The sequence below is a fragment of the Streptomyces sp. NPDC001532 genome (assembly GCF_040298625.1).
Taxonomy (GTDB): Bacteria; Actinomycetota; Actinomycetes; order Streptomycetales; family Streptomycetaceae; genus Streptomyces.
Genome location: NZ_JBEPAL010000036.1, coordinates 23,275 through 43,443, shown reverse-complemented (window position 1 = coordinate 43,443; position 20,169 = coordinate 23,275). Strand labels below are relative to the sequence as shown.

Sequence of the window (20,169 nt, the reverse complement as noted above, 5' to 3'; positions counted from 1 at the left end):
CGGGTCAGGGGCGCCCAGGCTCCCCGCCACCCCCCACCGTGAACCCGATCACGACCCCTCCGCCGTCCCGTGGGCAGGCGAACGGGGCGCCGCCGTGGGCCTGGGCGACCTCGCGGACGATGGAGAGGCCGAGGCCGGAGCCGGGCAGGGAGCGGGCGTCGGGGGCGCGGTAGAAGCGGTCGAAGACGCGGACCAGGTCGGTGTCGGCGATGCCGGGGCCGCGGTCGCGGACCTCGACGCGCAGCGGGCCGGGAGGGGCCGCCGGGCCGGTGACGACGAGTTCGATGAGCGCGCCGTCGGCCCGGTCGAACTTCGCCGCGTTCTCCACCAGGTTGGAGATGGCCCGGGTGAGCATGCCGGGCCGTCCTTCCGTGGTGGTGTCGCCGCTGACCTGGAGGGTGATCTCGCGGCCGGTGCGGCGGCGGGCGAGGCCGGCGACGTCCTCGGCGAGGTCGGCGAGGTCGACGCGCTGCGGCGGCTCGCTGTCGGACTGGCCGGCCGCGAGGTCCACCAGCTCGTTCACCAGGTCGGTCAGTTCGCGCGCCTCCTCGCCCAGGTCGGCGACCAGTTCCGCGCGGCTGGCGGGCGGCAGTTCGTCGATGCGGCGCAGCAGGGAGATGTTCGTGCGCAGCGAGGTGAGCGGCGTGCGCAGTTCGTGGCCCGCGTCCTGGACCAGGCGGCGCTGGTCCTCCTCGGACTGGGCGAGCCGGCCGAGCATCCGGTCGAAGGCGCGGCCGAGGCGGCCCACCTCGTCGTGGCCGGTGACGGGCACCTCGATGCCGAGGCGCCGGGTGCGGGCGACGGCCTCGGCGGCGTCGGTGAGGATGACCAGGCGCCGGGTGATGCGCCGGGCCAGCCACCAGCCGAACAGTCCGGCGCCGGTCACCACCGCCGCCATCAGCAGCAGGGTGCGCTGCTGGAGGGCGCGCAGCAGGTCCTCGGTGTCGCTGAACTCCTGCGCCACCTGCACCGCGCCCCGGCCGCCGCCGAGCGCGACGGTGGCGACGCGGTAGATGTCGTCGCCGACGTCGACGTCCTTGTGCACGACGAGTTCTCCGGCGGTGCGCGCGGCGGCGATCTCGCGGTCGGAGCCGGTCACCGGGAGGCCGGGGTTGCCGCGGTCGACGACGCCTCCGTCGGGGCCGAGGACCTGCACGTCGGTACGGGCCGGCCGTACCAGGTCGTGGCCGGGCGCGGAGGAGGAGAAGTCGGCCGGGCTCATCCGGTCCTGCCGCACCTCGCCCCGCAGGTCCTGCACGACCTCGTCGAACACGGACTGCTGGTCGACGCGGACCAGCCGGGCGGCGGCACTGTAGGAGAGGATGCCGACCAGGACCGTGACGGCGGCCGTGACCGTCGCGAAGGACACCGCGAACGTGGTGCGCAGCGACACCAGCCGCGGTCGCCAGCCCACTCAGTTCTCCCGCAGCACGTAACCCACCCCGCGCACCGTGTGGATCAGCTGCGGGGCGCCGGGCTGGTCGAGTTTGCGGCGCAGGTAGCCGACGTAGACGGCGAGGTTCTTGGAGCCGGGGCCGAAGTCGTAGCCCCAGATGCGGTCGTAGATCGTGGAGTGGTCGAGGACGATCCCGGCGTTGCGGACCAGCAGTTCCAGCAGCTCGAACTCGGTGCGGGTGAGCTCCAGCTCCCGCTCGTCCCGCCAGGCCCGCCGCGCCTGCGGGTCCATGCGCAGCCCGGCCGCCCCGATGGTGCGGCCCTCGATGGTGCGGCCCTCGGCCGTGCGGCCCTCTGCCGTGCGGCCTCTCGCCGCCCGGCCTTCCGGCGGCGCGGTGGCGGGGCCCGGCTCGGGCGCGTCGGCACCGTTCCGCGGCGCGGTGCGCCGCAGCAGCGCCCGCAGCCGGGCGAAGACCTCCTCGACGTCGAAGGGCTTCACCACGTAGTCGTCGGCGCCGGCGTCCAGGCCCGCGATCCGGTCCGCGGTCTCCACCAGCGCCGTCAGCATCAGGATCGGCGTGCTGTCCCCCTCGGCGCGCAGCACCCGGCACACCTGGAGCCCGTCGATGCCGGGCATCATCACGTCGAGGACCAGCACATCGGGCGGGGTGCGGTGGGCCTGCGCGAGCGCCTCGACACCGTCGGCGACCGCGGTGACCCGGTAGCCCTCCAGGGTCAGGGCCCGTTCCAGGGCGTGCCGGATCGCGCGGTCGTCTTCGGCGAGCAGAACAGTCGGGGCCACGCGTCCCAGTGTGGCAAAGCCGTACGGCGCCACGACCGGACGAGGGACGCACGGCCCCGCTTCTTACTGGGATCTCACCCGCGCTGCCGGAGCGCCGCGAGCTGCTCCTCGAACGGGACCACCCGGAACTCGTCCGAGCCGGTCCGCGGCGCGGGCGCCTTCGCCCCGTCGGCGGACCCGACCGCTCCCAGCAACCGCGCCAGCTCTCCCGCCGCCCGCTCGATCCGCTCCGGCAGCCCTTCCTCGCCCCAGTCCTCGGAGGCGGCGTAGACCCCGGTCGGGACGACGACGGCCCGCAGATGGGCGAAGAGCGGCCGCAGGGCGTGGTCGAGCACCAGCGAGTGCCGTGCGGTGCCGCCGGTCGCGGCGATCAGCACCGGCTTCCCGGTCAGCGCGTCCCTTTCGAGCACGTCGAAGAAGGACTTGAACAGTCCGCTGTACGAGGCGGAGAACACCGGCGTGACGACGATCAGCGCGTCCGCCGCCGTCACCGCGTCCAGCGCGGCCCTGAGCTGCTTCCCGGGGAAGCCGTTGGTGAAGTTGTGGGCGATCTCCACGGCGAGTTCGCGCAGCTCCACGACCTCCACCCGCGCCGCGGTCCGCTCGGCGGTGGCCGCCGCCAGCCGGTCGGCGAGCAGCCGGGTGGACGAGGGCACGCTGAGCCCGGCCGAGACGACGACGAGGTTCGTGCCGGGTGTCGTACGGGTCATACGGTGGCCACCTCCTTGGCGGCGAGCAGGGACTGGTGGGTCGGCGCCTCGGGCACGTCCGCCGGGCGGTTCTTCGCGAACTCCTTGCGCAGCACCGGCACGACCTCCTCGCCGAGCATGTCGATCTGCTCCAGCACGGTCTTCAGCGGCAGCCCGGCGTGGTCCACCAGGAACAGCTGGCGCTGGTAGTCACCGGCGTACTCGCGGAAGGCCAGGGTCTTCTCGACGACCTGCTCCGGAGTGCCGACGGTCAGCGGGGTCTGGTCGGTGAAGTCCTCCAGGGACGGACCGTGCCCGTAGACCGGCGCGTTGTCGAAGTACGGGCGGAACTCGCGCACCGCGTCCTGCGAGTTCCGCCGCATGAACACCTGCCCGCCCAGGCCGACGATGGCCTGCTCGGCGGTGCCGTGGCCGTAGTGGGCGTACCGGCTCCGGTACAGCTCGACCATCCGCTTGGTGTGGTCGGCGGGCCAGAAGATGTTGTTGTGGAAGAAGCCGTCGCCGTAGTACGCGGCCTGCTCGGCGATCTCCGGGGAGCGGATCGAGCCGTGCCAGACGAACGGCGGGACGCCGTCCAGCGGGCGGGGCGTGGCGGTGAAGCCCTGGAGGGCGCTGCGGAACTTCCCCTCCCAGTTCACGACGTCCTCGCGCCACAGGCGGTGCAGCAGGGCGTAGTTCTCGATGGCGAGGTTGATGCCCTGCCGGATGTCCTGGCCGAACCAGGGGTAGACCGGGCCGGTGTTGCCGCGGCCCATCATCAGGTCCACCCGGCCGTCGGCCAGGTGCTGGAGCATCGCGAAGTCCTCGGCGATCTTCACCGGGTCGTTGGTGGTGATCAGGGTGGTCGAGGTGGAGAGGATCAGCCGCTCCGTGCGGGCCGCGATGTAGCCGAGCATGGTGGTCGGCGACGACGGCACGAACGGCGGGTTGTGGTGCTCGCCGGTCGCGAAGACGTCGAGCCCGGCTTCCTCGGCCTTCAGCGCGATGGCGACCATGGCCTTGATCCGCTCACGCTCGGTCGGCGTACGGCCCGTGATGGGGTCCGGCGTGACGTCGCCGACAGTGAAGATCCCGAACTGCATGGTCGCTCACCCTCCAAGTGGTTGACCGTTCAACTATACGTCCGAACGGCACCGGCGAGCCACGTATTCCCGAGACCGAGACCGGGAGAGACCGAGACCACGAGAGACCGGGAGAGACCGAGACCGGGAGAGACCGAGACCGGGAAAGAGCGCGGAACCGCGCGATCAGCCAGATGGGCGCGGCCCAGGGGCAGCCGCCTAGACGACGAACACCAGCCGCCCCCGCACCCCGCCCTCCGCCAGCCGGGCGTGCGCCTTCACCGCGTCCTCAAGCGCGTACGTCTGCGCCACCCGCAGTGTCAGCACCCCCTCCTCCACCAGCCGCACCAGCTCCGCCAGCCGCGCCCCGTCCGCGCTCACCTCCACGGCGTCCGTCCGCACCCCACGCACCGAGGCGGGCTGCGCCTGCGGAATGACTCCGGCGTACGCCCCGCCGTCCCGCACCCACTCCAGCGCCGGCCCGCCCAGCACCGCCGCGTCCAGCACCGCGTCGAACCCGCCCGGCACCTCGCCGGAGACGAACGCCGCGCCCAGCGAACGAACCAGTTCCTCGTCCTCCTCGCGGGCCAGCCCCGTCACCTTCAGCCCCTGCCGCGCGGCGAGCTGCGCCGCGAACCCGCCGACCGCCCCGGCCGCGCCCGTCACCAGCAGCGACTGCCCGGACTCCAGTGCCAGCAGGTCCAGCGCCTGGGCCGCGGTGAGTCCGTTCAGCGGCAGCGTCGCCGCGTGCGCCGGGTCCACCCCGGCCGGCGCCAGCGCCACCGCGTCGGTGTCGACGACCACGTACTCGGCGTGCGTGCCGAGCGGCTTCACCATGCCGTAGTCCAGCGCGACGACCTCGTCCCCGACGCTCCAGGCACTGGCGACACCCACCGCGTCCACCGTCCCCGCCACGTCCCAGCCGAGCCCGAGCCGCTTGCCCGCGCCCCCGAACACCCCCGACCGCACCCCGGCGTCCACCGGGTTCAGCGCGGCCGCCGCCACCTTGATCCGCACCTGCCGCGCACCCGGCTCCGGCACCCCGGACTCCACGACCTCGACCACCTCGGGGCCGCCGAACCGCTCCACGACCACAGCACGCATATGGATCAACTCCCTAGGGATTCACCGGAAGCCGGGACGTCCGCCCGGCTGCCCGCAACCCTAGGAAGAGTTACTATCCATCGGTAAGTAGTTACCTGGAAGTGCGTACATACCCCGGAGGTGAGCCATGGCGACCATGACCGCGGCCCAGCGGCGCGAGCGGGCCCGCGTCGAGTACGACGCGTTCATCCGGGCCTGCCCGACCAACCAGCTGCTCGACCGGATCAGCGACAAGTGGGTCAGCCTGGTCGTCTCCGCCCTCGCCGCCGGGCCCATGCGCTACAGCGACCTCAGCCGCAAGATCGCCGGCGTCAGCCCCAAGATGCTCACCCAGACCCTGCGCTCCCTGGAGCGGGACGGCATCCTCACCCGCACCGTCACCCCGTCGGTCCCGGTCCGCGTCGACTACGAACTGACCCCGCTCGGCAGCAGCCTCAGCCTGCTGCTCACCGCGGTGAAGGACTGGGCGGAGACCCACTTCGACGAGGTCCACCGGGCGCGGCGGAGCTACGACGCGGAAGAGACGCAGCCGCGGAAGCAGCCGGAGACACGGACCTAGCCGGAGACACAAAAGCACGCGTGCGAGGCTGACCCGCATGCTCCTGCTCCGCTCCGCCGCCCTCTTCGTCGTCGCCGCCCTCTTCGAGATCGGCGGAGCCTGGCTGGTCTGGCAAGGCCTGCGGGAGCACCGCGGCTGGCTGTGGGTGACCGGCGGCGTGCTCGCCCTCGGCGCCTACGGCTTCGTCGCCACCTTCCAGCCCGACGCCCACTTCGGCCGGATCCTCGCCGCGTACGGCGGCATCTTCGTCGCCGGCTCGATCCTGTGGGGCGTGGTCGCGGACGGCTACCGGCCCGACCGCTGGGACATCACCGGGGCGCTGGTCTGCCTGGCCGGCATGGCGGTGATCATGTGGGCGCCGCGCGGCGGCTGAGCCCACGCGGCACCCGGCGCCCTCGTCGGCTCTCCCCTCAGCCCTCCGGCGGCAGCAGCCCCAACTGGTCCAGGAATTCCAGCTCGTCGAAGTAGACCCGGTAGCTCACGATCCGCCCGTCGCGGACGGTGGCGAAGTCGGCCCCGTGGATCCGGAACTCCTTGTTCGTCGCGGGCAGCGACTCACCGGACGGCAGCTGCACCGGCCCGGTGTTGCGGCCGGTGAACCAGCCCTCGTCGATCGCGGTGTCACCGACCTCGTAGGAGTGCACCGGCTCGTAGGAGGCGTCCGGGGCGGCCTCCGTCATCTGGCGCCACCAGCCGACGATGTCGTCGCGCCCCTGGAACTCCCCGTCGGGAGTGACCGCGACCGCGTCCTGCGCGTACAGGTCGGCGACGGCCTCGATGTCCGGGGACTCGGTGACCGCCGCGGTCAGCCGGTCCATGACCTCGCGTGCCTCTCCCATGACCAACCTCCGATCGGGGAGGATCACCCATCCCATTCTCCCACCGGGGGCCCCGCCTATCCTGGCGGGAAGCACCGCACCGTCAGCCAGCCCCCGTCAGAGGAGCAGCCGTATGACCCCCGCCGCCGCGTCCCGTATCGCCGTCGTCACCGGGGCGAGCAGCGGAATCGGTGCCGCCACCGCCCGGCAGCTGGCCGCGGCCGGCTACCGCGTCGTCCTGACCGCCCGCCGCAAGGACCGCATCGAGGCGCTCGCCGAGGAGATCGACGCGGCCGGCCACTCCGCCGCCGCGTACCAGCTGGACGTCACCGACCGCGCGGCCGTCGACGAGTTCGCCACCGCGTTCCAGACGATCGGCGTCCTGGTCAACAACGCGGGCGGCGCCCTCGGCCTCGACCCGGTCGCCACCGGTGACCCCGCCGACTGGCGGCAGATGTACGAGACGAACGTCATCGGCACGCTCAACCTGACCCAGGCCCTGCTGCCCAAGCTGGAGGCGAGCGGCGACGGCACGGTGGTCGTCGTCTCCTCGACCGCCGGCCACGGCACCTACGAGGGCGGCGCGGGCTACGTCGCCGCCAAGCACGGCGCCCATGTCCTCGCCGAGACCCTGCGCCTGGAGATCGTCGGCCGCCCGGTGCGGGTCGTCGAGGTCGCGCCCGGCCTGGTGAAGACCGACGAGTTCGCGCTGACCCGGTTCGGCGGCGACACCGACCGCGCGGCCAAGGTGTACGAGGGCGTGCCGGACCCGCTGACCGCCGACGACGTCGCCGACACCATCACCTGGGCGGTCACCCGCCCCAGCCACGTCAACATCGACCTGCTGGTGGTCCGCCCGCGCGCCCAGGCCTCCAACACCAAGCTGCACCGCGAGACCCCGTGACGCACGCCCCGTCGCGGTAGCCCCGCGAGCACCCGGTTCGCGAACCCGCCGGCCCGTAGGCTCGCGGGCGTGGACAGACACATACCCTTCGCCGGTCTGCACAACTTCCGTGACCTGGGCGGCTATCCGACGACGGACGGCCGCCGCGTGCGGCCGGGAATCCTCTACCGCTCGGACTCCCTCGGCAAGCTCGCACCGGGCACCCCGGACTGGGACCGGTTCCTGTCCCTGGGCATCGCCACGGTGATCGACCTGCGCCATCCCTGGGAGATCGACGCCCGCGGCCGGATCCCGGAGCACCCGTCCGTCGCCTACCACAACCTCAGCATCGAGCACCGCCCTTACAACCAGGCGGCGTTGGGCCCTGACATCGATCCGGGCCCCTACCTCGCCGAACGCTTCATGGAAGTCGCCGAGGACGGCGTCAAGGAGATCCGCCGGGCCCTGGAACTCGTCGCCGACGCGGCCCGTTCCGCCACGCCGCTGGTCTTCCACTGCGCCTCGGGCAAGGACCGCACCGGCGAACTGGCGGCACTGATCCTCAGCCTGCTCGGGGCCGACGAGCCCACGGTCGTCGAGGACTTCAGCCTCACGGAGCTCGCGACCACCGCCCTGCGCGCGGAGTGGACGGCCCGCAACGACGGCCGCACCCCGGGCTGGCCCGGCTTCGGCCACGCCCCGGCCGCGGTGATGCGCCTGTTCCTGACCGCCCTGAAGGCCCGCTACGGCTCGGTCGAGGGCTATGTGGAGCAGGCCCTGAAGGCGGACGCGACCGCACTCGCGGCGACCCTGCGCGCACATCTCCTCGAAGCCGCCCCGGCCGACCCGCCGCCCCTCACCTACCGGCGGGCGACGGACGAGGACGCCCCCGTCCTGGTCCGCCTGTACGACACGGCGGCGCTCCGGCAACTGGCCCGGGGCATCGACCAGTGGAAGCCCGGCGGCAAGGACGAGACCCACTTCCGCACCCGGGCCCGCGAGGGCGAGGTCTGGCTGGCGCACTCCGGCGGCCACCTGGCCGGCGCCTACGAGCTGTGGTGGACCGACCCGGCGGCCTGGGGCCCCCGTCCCCCGGACGCCGGATACGTCCACCGCCTGATGACGGTCCCCCACACCGCCCCGCCAGGCACCGGCCGCGAACTCCTCGCCCACGCCGAGTCCCGCATCAGAGCCGCGTCCCGCCCCTACAGCCGCCTGGACTGCCTGTCCACCAACCCTCGTCTGCGCGCGTACTACGAGTCGGCGGGCTACAGGGTCGCCGGCGAACAGCGGGCCAAGACCGACGGCCCGGGCAGCCCGTACGCGGTCACCCTGCTGGAGAAGCGGCTGACCCCGGCCGGAGAGGACGGCGTCGGCTAGCCCTTCACGCAGACGACCTGCTTGAGCTTCGCGACGACCGCGACGAGGTCCCGCTGCTGGTCGATGACCTGCTCGATCGGCTTGTAGGCGCCCGGGATCTCGTCGACGACGCCGGAGTCCTTGCGGCACTCCACTCCCCGCGTCTGCTCCTCCAGGTCCTTCGTGGTGAACCGGCGCTTGGCCGCGTTGCGGCTCATGCGCCGGCCGGCGCCGTGGGACGCGGAGTTGAAGGACTTGTCGTTGCCGAGGCCCTTCACGATGTACGAGCCGGTGCCCATGGAGCCCGGGATGATCCCGTACTCGCCGGAGCCGGCCCGGATCGCGCCCTTGCGGGTCACCAGCAGGTCCATGCCCTCGTACCGCTCCTCCGCCACGTAGTTGTGGTGGCAGCTGATCTCCGGCTCGAAGGTCGGCTTCGCCTTCTTGAACTCCCGGCGGACCACGTCCTTCAGGAGCGCCATCATGATCGTGCGGTTGTACTTCGCGTACTCCTGCGCCCAGAACAGGTCGTTGCGGTAGGCCGCCATCTGCGGGGTCTGGGCGATGATGACGGCGAGGTCGCGGTCGACCAGACCCTGGTTGTGCGGAAGCTTCTGGGCGATGCCGATGTGGTGCTCGGCGAGTTCCTTGCCGATGTTGCGGGAACCGGAGTGCAGCATCAGCCACACCGAACCGGACGTGTCGACGCAGACTTCGCAGAAGTGATTGCCCGACCCGAGCGTTCCCATTTGCTTCGCGGCACGGTCATGACGGAATTTGACGGCGTCGGCCACCCCGTCGAACCGTCCCCAGAAGTCGTCCCAGCCCGCCGTCCCGAAGCCGTGCAGCCGTCCCGGGTCGACCGGGTCGTCATGCATCCCGCGTCCCACCGGAATCGCCTGCTCGATCTTCGAGCGGAGCCGGGACAGGTCACCGGGCAGGTCGTTCTCGGTCAGCGACGTCTTCACCGCCGACATCCCGCACCCGATGTCCACCCCCACCGCCGCCGGGCACACCGCGCCCTGCATGGCGATGACGGAACCGACGGTCGCGCCCTTGCCGTAGTGGACGTCCGGCATGACCGCCAGGCCCTTGATCCACGGCAGGGTGGCCACGTTGCGGAGCTGCTGGAGAGCGCCCTCCTCGACCGTCGCCGGGTCGGTCCACATCCGGATCGGCACCTTGGCGCCCGGCATCTCCACGTACGACATAGAGCTCATCCCCCGTAGGTCACAACAGAATTAGCAAAGCGAAAAAACCGGTGCCAAGGTCGGCAAAAGGGGCGACGGACCGGCGTCCACGGCTGCGCGTGCGATACACATTGTGTCCAGGGCACTCACCGGCCCGGCAACCGAATTACCACCGTCGAGAGGAGCCTGACCGTGCAGCGGAAGGCGTACGTACCGGGCGTCGCGGCGCTCCTCGCGGCCCTGCTGGCCGGCTGCACCGGCGGCGACGGCGGCACCACGGACGACGCCAACCCGGACGGCGGCGACACCGCGACGGTGGCCGCCGAGCCCGGCCGCTACCGGTCGCTGCCCGAACCGTGCGGAGCGGTCGGCGAGGAGACCCTCGACGCCCTGCTGCCCGGCATCCGCCAGCTCACCGACGCGGACCAGCAGGAGAAGGCCTACGCGGGCGAGGCCACGCCCACCTTCGACAACGACCGCAAGGTCGGCTGCCGCTGGAAGGTGTCGTCGGCGACGGCCACCGACCATCTGTACGTCGACCTGGAGCGGGTGGTGTCGTACGACTCCGCCGTCAGCGACGCCACCCAGGCGCAGCAGCTCTTCGCGGCCGCGCAGCTGGACGCCGACCTCCCGGAGCCGGCGGCGTCCGAGACCTCGACGGCTTCCGCGGACACCGTCTCCGGCAGCCCGTCGGGCGACGCCTCGAAGAGCACCTCCGGGGGCCCGGCCACCGGTTCCGGCGCACCTTCCACCCCGTCGTCCGTCCCGTCCTCCGCCTCCTCCGCGTCGCCCTCGCCGAGCGTCACACCCACCGACCTCCAGCCCCGCGTCCTCGACGACCTCGGCGACGAGGCGTTCGTGGACGACGAGCTGAGCAGCGGTGGTTCGACGGCCAAGCAGCGCACGGTGACTGTGGCGTTCCGCACGTCCAACGTCATCGTGACCATCGAGTACGAGGAGCAGGCGGCCATCGCCGGCGCGGTGCCCGACAGCAAGGAAATGCAGGACAGGGCCCGGAAACTGGCGGCCCAACTGGCCGATTCGCTGGCCGGTTGACGGCACCGGCCGGCCGCGGGCACATCCGCCGAAGCGGAGCCGCACGTCTTGCGCACCGCGTACCGTGGCCCCTCGGACCCGACCCGACCGCAGGAACACGAGCGTGAGTGAAGGAACCATGCAGCGACGAGCACAGCGAGCCGAACAGCGTGACCAGCGTGATGAGCGAGCCGGGCGGACCGGGCGCGTAAGCCGTGTCCTCGTCTCCGCCGCCGCCGTCCCCGCGATCCTGCTCGCCGCCGGCTGCTCCTCGGACTCCGGCTCCGACGACGACGCGAAGGCCTCGCAGAGCCCGAGCGCGTCGGCGAGCCCGTCGCCGACGGTGCGGGCGGCGGCGTACAGCACGCTGCCGGAGCCGTGCGACACCCTGTCGAAGGACACCCTGGGCGACCTGGTCCCGAAGGGCACGAAGTCGGGCAAGGAAGGCAACTCGGACGACACGTCGTCGCGGAGCAACTGCGCCTGGAACAGCCTCGACAACAACGGCGTGGACGGCTCGCAGTTCCGCTGGCTCAACGTCTCCCTGCTCCGCTTCGAGTCCGACGTGACCCGCGGCGCGGCCGACGAGCTGGCGCAGGAGCACTACGAGGAGCAGGTCACGGACGCCCGCTCGGTCGAGGGCGCGAAGAACACCAAGTCGGAGCCGCTCACCGGCACCGGCGACCAGGCGACGGCGGTGCGCTACGACCTGAAGAAGAAGGAAGGCGCCTTCAAGCAGCAGACGATCGTCGCGCGCGTCGAGAACGTGGTCGTCACCCTCGACTACAACGGCGCCGGCCTGGCCGGTGAGAAGACGCCGGACGCCGACGACCTGATGAAGCTGGCGAAGAAGGCCGCCAAGGAAGTGGTGGCGGCGGTGACGAAGGCGAACGAGGCCGAGTCCCCGAGCTCGGGCGCCTCGGCGTCGAAGGCCCCCTCCAAGACGTCCTCCAAGTCGCCCTCGAAGGCGGCCACTTCCTCGAAGACCCCGGCGAGGAAGAGCTGACCCTCCGGGTCACGGAAGCGCAGTCCTGACCGGACCGGCCACCCGTCCCCCGTACACGTGTGCCACTCTGTTGCGCGCAACAACACGCACGGAGGGGAGTACGGGTGGCCGCGCCCATACAGCTGACACGGATGCACCGCGTTCTCATCGGCGTGGTCGTGGCCGGTGCCGTGATCATCGCGGGCATCGGCTTCGCGGGTTCGTACGCCGCCGTGCGCGAACTCGCCCTCAAGAAGGGCTTCGGGGACTTCAGTTATGTGTTCCCGATCGGCATCGACGCGGGCATCTGCGTCCTGCTCGCCCTGGACCTGCTGCTCACCTGGATCCGCATCCCCTTCCCGCTGCTGCGGCAGACGGCCTGGCTGCTGACCGCGGCCACCATCGCCTTCAACGGCGCCGCCGCCTGGCCGGACCCGCTGGGCACGGGCATGCACGCGGTGATCCCGGTGCTGTTCGTCGTCGCGGTCGAGGCCGCCCGGCACGCCATCGGCCGGATCGCCGACATCACGGCGGACAAGCACATGGAGGGTGTCCGCCTCACCCGCTGGCTGCTCTCCCCCGTGCCCACGTTCCTGCTGTGGCGGCGGATGAAGCTGTGGGAGCTGCGCTCCTACGACCAGGTCATCAAGCTGGAGCAGGAGCGCCTCGTCTACCAGGCCCGCCTGCGCTCCCGGTACGGGCGCGCCTGGCGCCGCAAGGCCCCGGTGGAGTCCCTGATGCCGCTGCGCCTGGCGCGCTACGGCGTCCCGCTCGCCGAGACCGCTCCGGCGGGCCTGGCGGCGGCCGGCATCGAGCCGGCGCTGATCCCGCCGGCCCCGCAGCAGCCCCAGCTCACCGCGGCCACCGCGACCGCCTCCGCCGCCGCCGAGCGCAGGGCTCCGGCCCCGGTACCGGCACCGGCCAGGCCCCAGGACGCCGAGGCCGAGGCCGAGCAGAACCCCTGGCTCCAGGCCCGCGACCCGCACACGGTGGAGTACCACGGCGGCTACGACCCCAACTACGACCCGGACGCCGCCTACGCCCAGTGGTACGCGGAGCAGCGGCAGGCCGAGGAGTACGAGGAGCAGTACCAGGAGGAGCCGGAGCCGCAGCCCTCTGCGGAGGACACCGGCAGCTTCCCGATCCCGGTCGGCCCGAACCGGACCCGTGAGCTGGGCGAGGGCGGCGGCGTGCCGGAGCCGGACGAGGAGGCGTACTACAAGGTGTTCCGCCAGTCCATCGACGGCAGCTTCCCGACGCCGGCCGTGCTCGGGGAGAACATCCAGACGACCTACGGCGTCAATCTGACCACCAGCGCCCTCAAGGCCCTGTCGGACCGCTTCCAGCAGCGTTACAACACGGAGCTGGAAGAGGACCACATCGCCTAGCGGATGTCCGCGGACGCGCAAGGGGCCCTCGGCGAACTCGCCGGGGGCCCCTTGCGTCGTCGCGTGCCGGTTACTCGCCGAGCAGGCGCCGCACCCGCTCCTGGCCGACCGCCAGCAGCAGCGTGGGCAGCCGCGGACCGGTGTCCCGGCCCACCAGCAGGTGGTAGAGCAGCGCGAAGAACGTCCGCTGGGCGGTCTTGATCTCCGGCGGCAGCTCCTTCGGCGTGGCGTCGGCGGAGAACCCGGCCTGCACCTTCGGCACGCCGTAGACGAGGTGGGTCAGGCCGTCCAGCGACCAGTGGTCGGCCAGCCCGTCGAGCAGCAGCCGCAGTGAGCCCTGCGCCTGCTCGTCGAGGGACTTCAGCAGGTCGAGGTCGGGCTCGTCGCGCACGATGGTCCGCTGGTCGGCGGGCACCTGCGTGTTGATCCACGCCTCGGCCTTGTCGAGCCGGGGCCGCACCTCGTCGAGCGAGCCGAGCGGCTGCTCGGGGTCCAGCTCGCTGAGGATGCGCAGCGCCTGGTCCTCGTGACCGGCGGTGATGTCGGCGACGGACGCGAGCGTCCGGTACGGCATCGGCCGCGGTGTCCTCGGCAGCTCACCGGCGGCGGTGCGCACCGCGCGGGAGTGCGCGGCGGCGTCCGCGGGCAGCACGGTGCCGTCGGCGACCTTGGCGTCGAGCTTGTCCCACTCGTCGTAGAGCCGCTGGATCTCCTGGTCGAAGGCGATCTTGAAGGACTGGTTGGGCCGGCGGCGGGCGTACAGCCAGCGCAGCAGCTGCGGCTCCATGATCTTCAGCGCGTCGGACGGCGTGGGCACCCCGCCCTTGGACGAGGACATCTTCGCCATGCCGGAGATGCCGACGAACGCGTACATCGGGCCGATCGGCTGCTTGCCGCCGAAGATGCCGACGATCTGCCCGCCGACCTGGAAGGACGAACCCGGGGACGAGTGGTCGACACCGCTGGGCTCGAAAATCACGCCCTCGTACGCCCAGCGCATCGGCCAGTCGACCTTCCAGACCAGCTTGCCGCGGTTGAACTCGCTCAGCCGCACGGTCTCGGAGAAGCCGCAGGCGGTGCAGGCGTACGTCAGCTCGGTGGTGGTGTCGTCGTAGGAGGTGACGGTGGTGAGGTCCTTCTCGCAGTTGCCGCAGAACGGCTTGTACGGGAAGTACCCGGCGGAGCCGGAGCTGCCGTCGTCCTCGGACGCGGCGCCGGAGCCCTCGGCGGCCTCCAGCTCGGCCTCGTCGACCGGCTTCTGCGACTGCTTCTTCCCGGCCTTCGGCTTGGTCCGGTACTGCGCGAGGACCGCGTCGATGTCACCGCGGTGCTTCATGGCGTGCAGGATCTGCTCGCGGTAGACGCCCGAGGTGTACTGCTCGGTCTGGCTGATCCCGTCGAACTCGACGCCCAGCTCGCCCAGCGCCTCGACCATGGCCGCCTTGAAGTGCTCGGCCCAGTTCGGGTACGGCGAGCCCTTGGGCGCCGGCACCGAGGTCAGCGGCTTGCCGATGTGCTCCGCCCACGACTCGTCGACGCCGGCGATCCCGGCGGGCACCTTGCGGTACCGGTCGTAGTCGTCCCAGGAGATCAGGTGCCGGACCTGGTGGCCGCGGCGCCGGATCTCGTCGGCGACGAGGTGCGGGGTCATGACCTCGCGCAGGTTCCCGAGGTGGATGGGGCCGGACGGGGAGAGCCCGGACGCGACGACGACCGGTTTGCCCGGGGCCCGACGCTCCGACTCCTCGATGACCTCATCCGCGAAACGGGAGACCCAGTCGGTGGTCTCGGTGCTCTGAGCCACGATCGGCACGTCCTCTTTTACTGAAGGTTCACTGATGGCCTGATGGTGGATCCATTCTCCCAGACCGTGTCGCGCCCGGGAAAACGGCTTTACCCCCCATGGGATACTGGCCGTGTCTATCCATCCCGACGAGGAGAACGGCACCCCTACCTATGGCCTCGGTCACGTCCCTCAGCGACTCCGTCCAGCAGCACCTCGCGTCCGCCCTCACGGCCACCCTGCCGGAGGCCGCCGGCGCGGACCCGCTGCTGCGACGAAGCGACCGGGCCGACTTCCAGGCCAACGGCATCCTGGCGCTGGCCAAGAAGGCGAAGGCCAACCCGCGGGAGCTGGCGACGCAGGTCGTCTCCAGGATCGCCACCGGTGAGGTGATCGCGGACGTCGAGGTCTCCGGCCCCGGCTTCCTGAACGTCAGGATCGCGGACAGGGCGATCACCGAGAACCTGGCCGCGCGGTACGCGGACGAGACGGGCCGCCTCGGTGTGCCGCGGGCGGAGAACCCCGGCACCACCGTCGTCGACTACGCCCAGCCGAACGTGGCGAAGGAGATGCACGTCGGTCACCTGCGGTCCGCGGTGATCGGCGACTCGGTGGTGCAGCTGCTGGAGTTCACCGGCGAGAACGTGGTGCGCCGCCACCACATCGGCGACTGGGGCACCCAGTTCGGCATGCTCATCCAGTACCTGGACGAGCACCCGCACGAGCTGGACCACGAGGCCGGCGAGGTCTCCGGCGAGGAGGCGATGTCGAACCTCGACCGCCTCTACAAGGCCGCGCGCAAGCTGTTCGACTCCGACGAGGAGTTCAAGACGCGTGCCCGGCGGCGGGTGGTCGACCTCCAGGCCGGCGACGCGCACACGCTCGCCATCTGGCAGAAGTTCGTCGACGAGTCGAAGATCTACTTCTTCTCCGTCTTCGAGAAGCTGGACATGGAGGTCCGCGACCCCGACATCGTCGGCGAGTCCGGCTACAACGACATGCTCGCGGAGACCTGCCGGATGCTGGAGGAGTCGGGCGTCGCCGTCCGCTCCGAGGGCGCGCTGTGCGTGTTCTTCGAGGACATCAAGGGCCCGGACGGCAACCAGGTCCCGCTGATCGTGCAGAAGTCGGACGGCGGCTACGGCTACGCGGCGACCGACCTGTCGGCGATCCGCGACCGCGTCTTCAACCTCAAGGCGAACTCCCTCGTCTACGTCGTCGACGCCCGCCAGTCCCTGCACTTCAAGATGGTCTTCGAGACCGCCCGCCGGGCCGGCTGGCTGAACGACGACGTCAAGGCGTTCCAGCTGGCCTTCGGCACGGTCCTCGGCAAGGACGGCAAGCCGTTCAAGACCCGTGAGGGCGAGACGGTGAAGCTGGTGGACCTCCTCGACGAGGCGGTCGACCGCGCCTCCGCCGTGGTCCGGGAGAAGGCGCAGGACCTCTCCGAGGAGGAGATCGCCGAGCGGGGCACCCAGGTGGGCATCGGCGCGGTGAAGTACGCGGACCTGTCGACGTCGGCGAACCGCGACTACAAGTTCGACCTGGACCAGATGGTCTCGCTCAACGGCGACACCTCGGTCTACCTCCAGTACGCGTACGCCCGTATCCAGTCCATCCTCCGCAAGGCCGGTGAGGTCCGCCCCGCCGCCCACCCGGAGCTGGAACTGCACGCGGCGGAGCGCGCGCTGGGCCTGCACCTGGACTCGTTCGCGGAGATCGTGGAGGAGGCGGCGGCGGAGTACGCCCCGCACAAGCTGGCCGGGTACCTGTACCAGCTGGCGTCCCTGTACACCTCGTTCTACGACAAGTGCCCGGTGCTGAAGGCCGAGACGCCGGAGCAGGTGGAGAACCGCCTGTTCCTGTGCGACCTCACCGCCCGCACCCTCCACCAGGGCATGGCCCTGCTGGGCATCCGGACGCCCGAGCGTCTCTGACCGGGAAGTGATCCGGGCGGCGCGGTGACCCGAGGTCGCCGCGCCGCCCGGTGCTTTCCGGGCCGCCGCTCAGCCCGTGGCGCAGGAGACGGACGGCCAGTTCCAGTTGCCGTTGTGCTGGATCGTCATGCCCCAGGTGTTGCCGCTGCCGTTGGGCTTGGCGACCAGGGTCTGACCGCTCGGATAGCTCGCGCTGACGTTCCAGGTGGACAGCACCTTCGCCGGGGACGGCACGTTCACCGTCACGGTCCAGTTGCTCGCGCCGCTCACCGTCACATTGAGGTTGTACCGGTCACTCCACTGCTGCCCGGCGGACAGCGTGGCCGTACACCCGGTACCGCCACCGCCACCGCCGCCGCCACCGCCGCCGGAGCCGTCGGGAGCGACGGCCCTGCCGGTCTGCGGTGAGATCATCCCGGCGCACAGTCCGCGGCTCGCGAGCGACTGGGCGATGCGCGGGATCGCGGCGAGCGTGTTGGCGGGCCAGTCGTGCATCAGGATGACCTGCCCGTTGGTGAGCCGGCCCGCCGCCTGCACGATCGCGTCGGTGGAGGCGTTGTTCCAGTCCTGCGAGTCGACGTCCCACAGCACCTCGGTCAGCCCGTACTTGGCCTCGACGGCCTTCACCGTCGCGTTGGTCTCGCCGTACGGCGGCCGGAACAGCTTGGGCGTGCCGCCGCCCGCGTTCGCGATCGCCTGCTGGGTGCGGGCGATCTCGGAGTCGATCTGCGCCTGGCTCAGCTGCGTCAGATGCGGGTGGGTGTAGCTGTGGTTGGCCACCCACATCCCGGCGTCGACCTGCGCCTTCACCAGGGACGGGTTGGCGGCGGCGTACTGACCCTGGTTGAACATGGTGGCCCGCAGGCCGTTCTGCTTGAGCGCGGTGAGCAGGGCGGAGGTGTTGCCGGACGGCCCGTCGTCGAAGGTGAGCCCGACATAGCCGGCGCAGGCGGCGGCCGGCGCGGCCTGCGCGGGCCCGGAGCCGACGGTGAGTCCACCGGCGGCGGCCAGGGCGACGGCGGTCAGCCCGGCGGCGATCCTGTTCCTCATCCGGAGCTCCTCTCAGCCCGTGGTGCAGGAGACGGACGGCCAGGTCCAGTTGCCGTTGGCCTGGATGGTGGCGCCCCAGTTGTTGCCGCTGCCGTTGGGCTTGGCGACGAGTGTCTGGGCGCTGGGGTAGCTGGCGCTGATGTTCCAGGTGGACAGCACCTTGGCCGGGGACGGCACGTTCATCGTCACGGTCCAGTTGCTCGCGCCGCTCACCGACACGTTCAGGTTGTACCGGTCGCTCCACTTCTCCCCGGCCGACAGGGTGGCGGTGCAGCCCGTGCCGCCACCGCCGCCGCCTCCGCCGGAACCGGTGCCGCCGACGGTGATGTTGGAGCTGCCGCTGCTCTGGTAGCCCTCGGTGGCCATGATCATGTAGTTCATGGTGCCGAGGTTCATGCCCTTGCTCGCCCAGGCGTCGAAGTGGTTGCCGGTGGTGATGGTCCCGCCGGTCCGCTTCGACTGCCGGACGCTCCAGAACTGCTTGAAGGTCTTGGTGCCCTCGATCGAGGGCGCGTTGTAGCGGGTCGTCTCGTAGATGTCGTAGGTGCCGCCGTCGCTGGTGACCGTTCCCTTGAAGGTTCCGGTGGGCCGGTAGGTGCCCCAGTTGTCGACGATGTAGTACTCCACGAGCGGGTTGGTCGACCAGCCGTAGAGCGTCAGATAGGCGTTGCCGGACGGGTTGAAGGTGCCCGAGTACTGCACCGCCCGCCGGCCACCGGTGGCCCAGCCCTTGCCCGCGACGAAGTTCCCGGTGTTCTGCCAGCTGGTGCTGTAGTTGCCGCCGGAGCTGAGGTTCATGGAGACCGTGCCGGGGGCGTCGGTCCAGAACGAGTAGTAGTAGCCGTTGTCGGTGCCGGTCTGATTCGTGGTGATGACCGTGTCGGCACTGGCGGTGCCCGGCAGGATCATCGCGATCACGACAGCCAGCGCCACGGCGCAGACTCTCCTGATCGGACGGACAAGCGCGTCCATGTACGTGCCGCCTCTCGTGTAGGCCGTGCGGGGGTGGGTTGCGGGTGCTGCGCGGCGCCAGTGTTGGACCGCACAACAGGGCCGTCAATAGTTTCGGCACGCGCTTCGAAAGATTCGGAGCCTATTGGATCAACTTGGAGAGGCGTCATGGCAGTTCAGCGGGCTTGACTTGTTCATCACAACAAATTCAATCAATTGGCGTCGCGCAGCCGTGGTGACAGCCCGAGTCGACTCGGCGAAAGTTTCGAAGCATTGTCAGTGCCCGCCCCTAGAGTCACCGGCATGGCGACGCTTCCGAACCCACTGCCCCGGCTGGCCACCGACCCGAGCGGGCGGTCCCTGGGGCTTCAACTGCCGCCCGGCAGGCTGGTCGACGCGACGGACGACGGGCCGTGGCACGAGCCGCTGCTGTGGCACGCCGAGACGCCCGCGGCGCCCGGGCACTGGGCCGCGCTGGGCGGACCGGCGGCCCGCGTCGGACTGCTGCCGGTCCTCGTCGACCTGGGCGACCGTCAGGGCGGCCTCGAGAAGTGGCAGTTGGCGCCGGCCGACATGTCGTACCCCGGCGACCACGACGCGGAGGACGTGCTCGCGGAGTACTGGGAGCGTGAGGAGGAGGGGTACGGCGAGGACGAGGAGCGCGAGGAGCCGGACGCCGAACCGCGTGGGTTCCTGGCGCCGTTCGGCCCGGAATGGCCGGGCCTCGCCCCCGCCGGCCAGCTCACCGTCGACCCCGGCACCTGCGCCGCCCAGCTCGCCGACGCGCTGTCCGACGGCTCGCGGGCCTTGGCCGACACGCCACATCTGGCGCTCGTCCGGGCCCGCCGTTCGGCCGACGTCCCCGCCGCCGTCGGCTGGTCGGGTCCGCTCAACCACGAGAACGACGTGGCCCGCCTGTGCGCGGTCCTGCGCTCCTGGGAGGACCGCTTCGGCATACGCGTCGTCGCGCTCGGCTTCGACACCCTCGTCGTGTCCGTCGCCGCCCCGCCCGTCACCCGGGCGGACGCCGAGGCCCTGGCCGCCGAGCATTTCGCCTTCTGCCCGGACAACCTCGCAGACTCCCTCAGTGTGGGCGCCTACGCCGAAGGGCTGATCGGCGCCCGCACCTGGTTCTTCTGGTGGGACTGAACCGCGCTCA

19 protein-coding genes are annotated in these 20,169 nt (G+C 71.3%); 9 read left to right on the top strand and 10 right to left on the bottom strand.

What is annotated here, in order from left to right; translation table 11 throughout:
- Positions 1–4: 4 nt before the first annotated feature.
- The 5 genes from ABT232_RS28025 to ABT232_RS28005 all read right to left on the bottom strand — a co-directional run bounded on the left by ABT232_RS28025 (position 5) and on the right by ABT232_RS28005 (position 5,072).
- Positions 5–1,414 (bottom strand): ATP-binding protein, encoded by a 1,410-nt coding sequence (locus ABT232_RS28025; protein ID WP_351844810.1) that lies wholly within the window; start codon positions 1,412–1,414, stop codon positions 5–7.
- Positions 1,415–2,197, bottom strand: coding sequence for a response regulator transcription factor (locus tag ABT232_RS28020; RefSeq protein WP_351844808.1), 783 nt, complete (start codon positions 2,195–2,197; stop codon positions 1,415–1,417).
- 74 nt (positions 2,198–2,271) lie between these two features.
- Positions 2,272–2,907 (bottom strand): FMN reductase, encoded by a 636-nt coding sequence (locus tag ABT232_RS28015; protein ID WP_351844806.1) that lies wholly within the window; start codon positions 2,905–2,907, stop codon positions 2,272–2,274.
- On the bottom strand, positions 2,904–3,989 hold the full coding sequence (locus ABT232_RS28010; protein ID WP_351844804.1) for an LLM class flavin-dependent oxidoreductase: 1,086 nt from the start codon (positions 3,987–3,989) through the stop codon (positions 2,904–2,906). Before ABT232_RS28010 ends, ABT232_RS28015 begins: the two co-directional genes overlap by 4 nt.
- Before the next feature lie 198 nt (positions 3,990–4,187).
- Positions 4,188–5,072: an NADP-dependent oxidoreductase gene (locus ABT232_RS28005; RefSeq protein ID WP_351844802.1), complete on the bottom strand. Its 885-nt coding sequence runs from the start codon at positions 5,070–5,072 to the stop codon at positions 4,188–4,190.
- A 127-nt stretch (positions 5,073–5,199) separates the two neighbouring features.
- Between ABT232_RS28005 and ABT232_RS28000 the strand changes: the two genes are divergently transcribed.
- Both ABT232_RS28000 and ABT232_RS27995 read left to right on the top strand, forming a co-directional pair.
- Positions 5,200–5,631, top strand: coding sequence for a winged helix-turn-helix transcriptional regulator (locus ABT232_RS28000; protein WP_351844800.1), 432 nt, complete (start codon positions 5,200–5,202; stop codon positions 5,629–5,631).
- A 37-nt stretch (positions 5,632–5,668) separates the two neighbouring features.
- Positions 5,669–6,004, top strand: coding sequence for a YnfA family protein (locus ABT232_RS27995; protein WP_351844798.1), 336 nt, complete (start codon positions 5,669–5,671; stop codon positions 6,002–6,004).
- Positions 6,005–6,041: 37 nt separating this feature from the next.
- On the opposite strand, the gene ABT232_RS27990 is transcribed toward ABT232_RS27995, so the two are convergent.
- Positions 6,042–6,470, bottom strand: coding sequence for an ester cyclase (locus tag ABT232_RS27990; RefSeq protein ID WP_351844796.1), 429 nt, complete (start codon positions 6,468–6,470; stop codon positions 6,042–6,044).
- 112 nt (positions 6,471–6,582) lie between these two features.
- On the opposite strand from ABT232_RS27990, the gene ABT232_RS27985 reads away from it, so the two are divergent.
- Together ABT232_RS27985 and ABT232_RS27980 are read left to right on the top strand one after the other, a co-directional pair.
- Entirely contained in the window at positions 6,583–7,353 is a 771-nt protein-coding gene (locus ABT232_RS27985; protein ID WP_351844794.1) for an SDR family NAD(P)-dependent oxidoreductase, read from the top strand.
- A 69-nt stretch (positions 7,354–7,422) separates the two neighbouring features.
- A complete protein-coding gene (locus tag ABT232_RS27980; protein WP_351844792.1) occupies positions 7,423–8,712 on the top strand; it encodes a GNAT family N-acetyltransferase in 1,290 nt (429 codons plus the stop codon).
- On the opposite strand, the gene ABT232_RS27975 is transcribed toward ABT232_RS27980, so the two are convergent.
- The gene (locus ABT232_RS27975; RefSeq protein WP_351844900.1) at positions 8,709–9,902 is read right to left on the bottom strand and encodes an RtcB family protein; all 1,194 of its coding nucleotides are present in this window, start codon (positions 9,900–9,902) and stop codon (positions 8,709–8,711) included. The genes ABT232_RS27980 and ABT232_RS27975 overlap by 4 nt on opposite strands.
- Before the next feature lie 171 nt (positions 9,903–10,073).
- Between ABT232_RS27975 and ABT232_RS27970 the strand changes: the two genes are divergently transcribed.
- From ABT232_RS27970 to ABT232_RS27960, 3 genes are all read left to right on the top strand, one after another.
- The gene (locus tag ABT232_RS27970; RefSeq protein ID WP_351844790.1) at positions 10,074–10,937 is read left to right on the top strand and encodes a DUF3558 domain-containing protein; all 864 of its coding nucleotides are present in this window, start codon (positions 10,074–10,076) and stop codon (positions 10,935–10,937) included.
- Between the two features lie 118 nt (positions 10,938–11,055).
- Positions 11,056–11,922, top strand: coding sequence for a DUF3558 family protein (locus tag ABT232_RS27965; RefSeq protein WP_351844788.1), 867 nt, complete (start codon positions 11,056–11,058; stop codon positions 11,920–11,922).
- Positions 11,923–12,026: 104 nt separating this feature from the next.
- Entirely contained in the window at positions 12,027–13,289 is a 1,263-nt protein-coding gene (locus ABT232_RS27960; protein ID WP_351844786.1) for a DUF2637 domain-containing protein, read from the top strand.
- A gap of 70 nt (positions 13,290–13,359) precedes the next feature.
- On the opposite strand, the gene lysS is transcribed toward ABT232_RS27960, so the two are convergent.
- Positions 13,360–15,102 (bottom strand): lysine--tRNA ligase, encoded by a 1,743-nt coding sequence (gene lysS, locus ABT232_RS27955; RefSeq protein WP_351844784.1) that lies wholly within the window; start codon positions 15,100–15,102, stop codon positions 13,360–13,362.
- Between the two features lie 143 nt (positions 15,103–15,245).
- Between lysS and argS the strand changes: the two genes are divergently transcribed.
- Positions 15,246–17,009: an arginine--tRNA ligase gene (argS, locus tag ABT232_RS27950; RefSeq protein WP_351844782.1), complete on the top strand. Its 1,764-nt coding sequence runs from the start codon at positions 15,246–15,248 to the stop codon at positions 17,007–17,009.
- Between the two features lie 69 nt (positions 17,010–17,078).
- On the opposite strand, the gene ABT232_RS27945 is transcribed toward argS, so the two are convergent.
- Complete coding sequence (locus ABT232_RS27945; RefSeq protein WP_351844780.1) at positions 17,079–18,059, bottom strand: polysaccharide deacetylase family protein; 981 nt, start codon at positions 18,057–18,059, stop codon at positions 17,079–17,081.
- Positions 18,060–18,071: 12 nt separating this feature from the next.
- Positions 18,072–19,031 (bottom strand): endo-1,4-beta-xylanase XynA, encoded by a 960-nt coding sequence (gene xynA / locus ABT232_RS27940; protein ID WP_351844778.1) that lies wholly within the window; start codon positions 19,029–19,031, stop codon positions 18,072–18,074.
- Positions 19,032–19,313: 282 nt separating this feature from the next.
- On the opposite strand from xynA, the gene ABT232_RS27935 reads away from it, so the two are divergent.
- Positions 19,314–20,159 (top strand): DUF4253 domain-containing protein, encoded by an 846-nt coding sequence (locus ABT232_RS27935; protein ID WP_351844776.1) that lies wholly within the window; start codon positions 19,314–19,316, stop codon positions 20,157–20,159.
- The last annotated feature ends 10 nt before the right edge of the window (positions 20,160–20,169 follow it).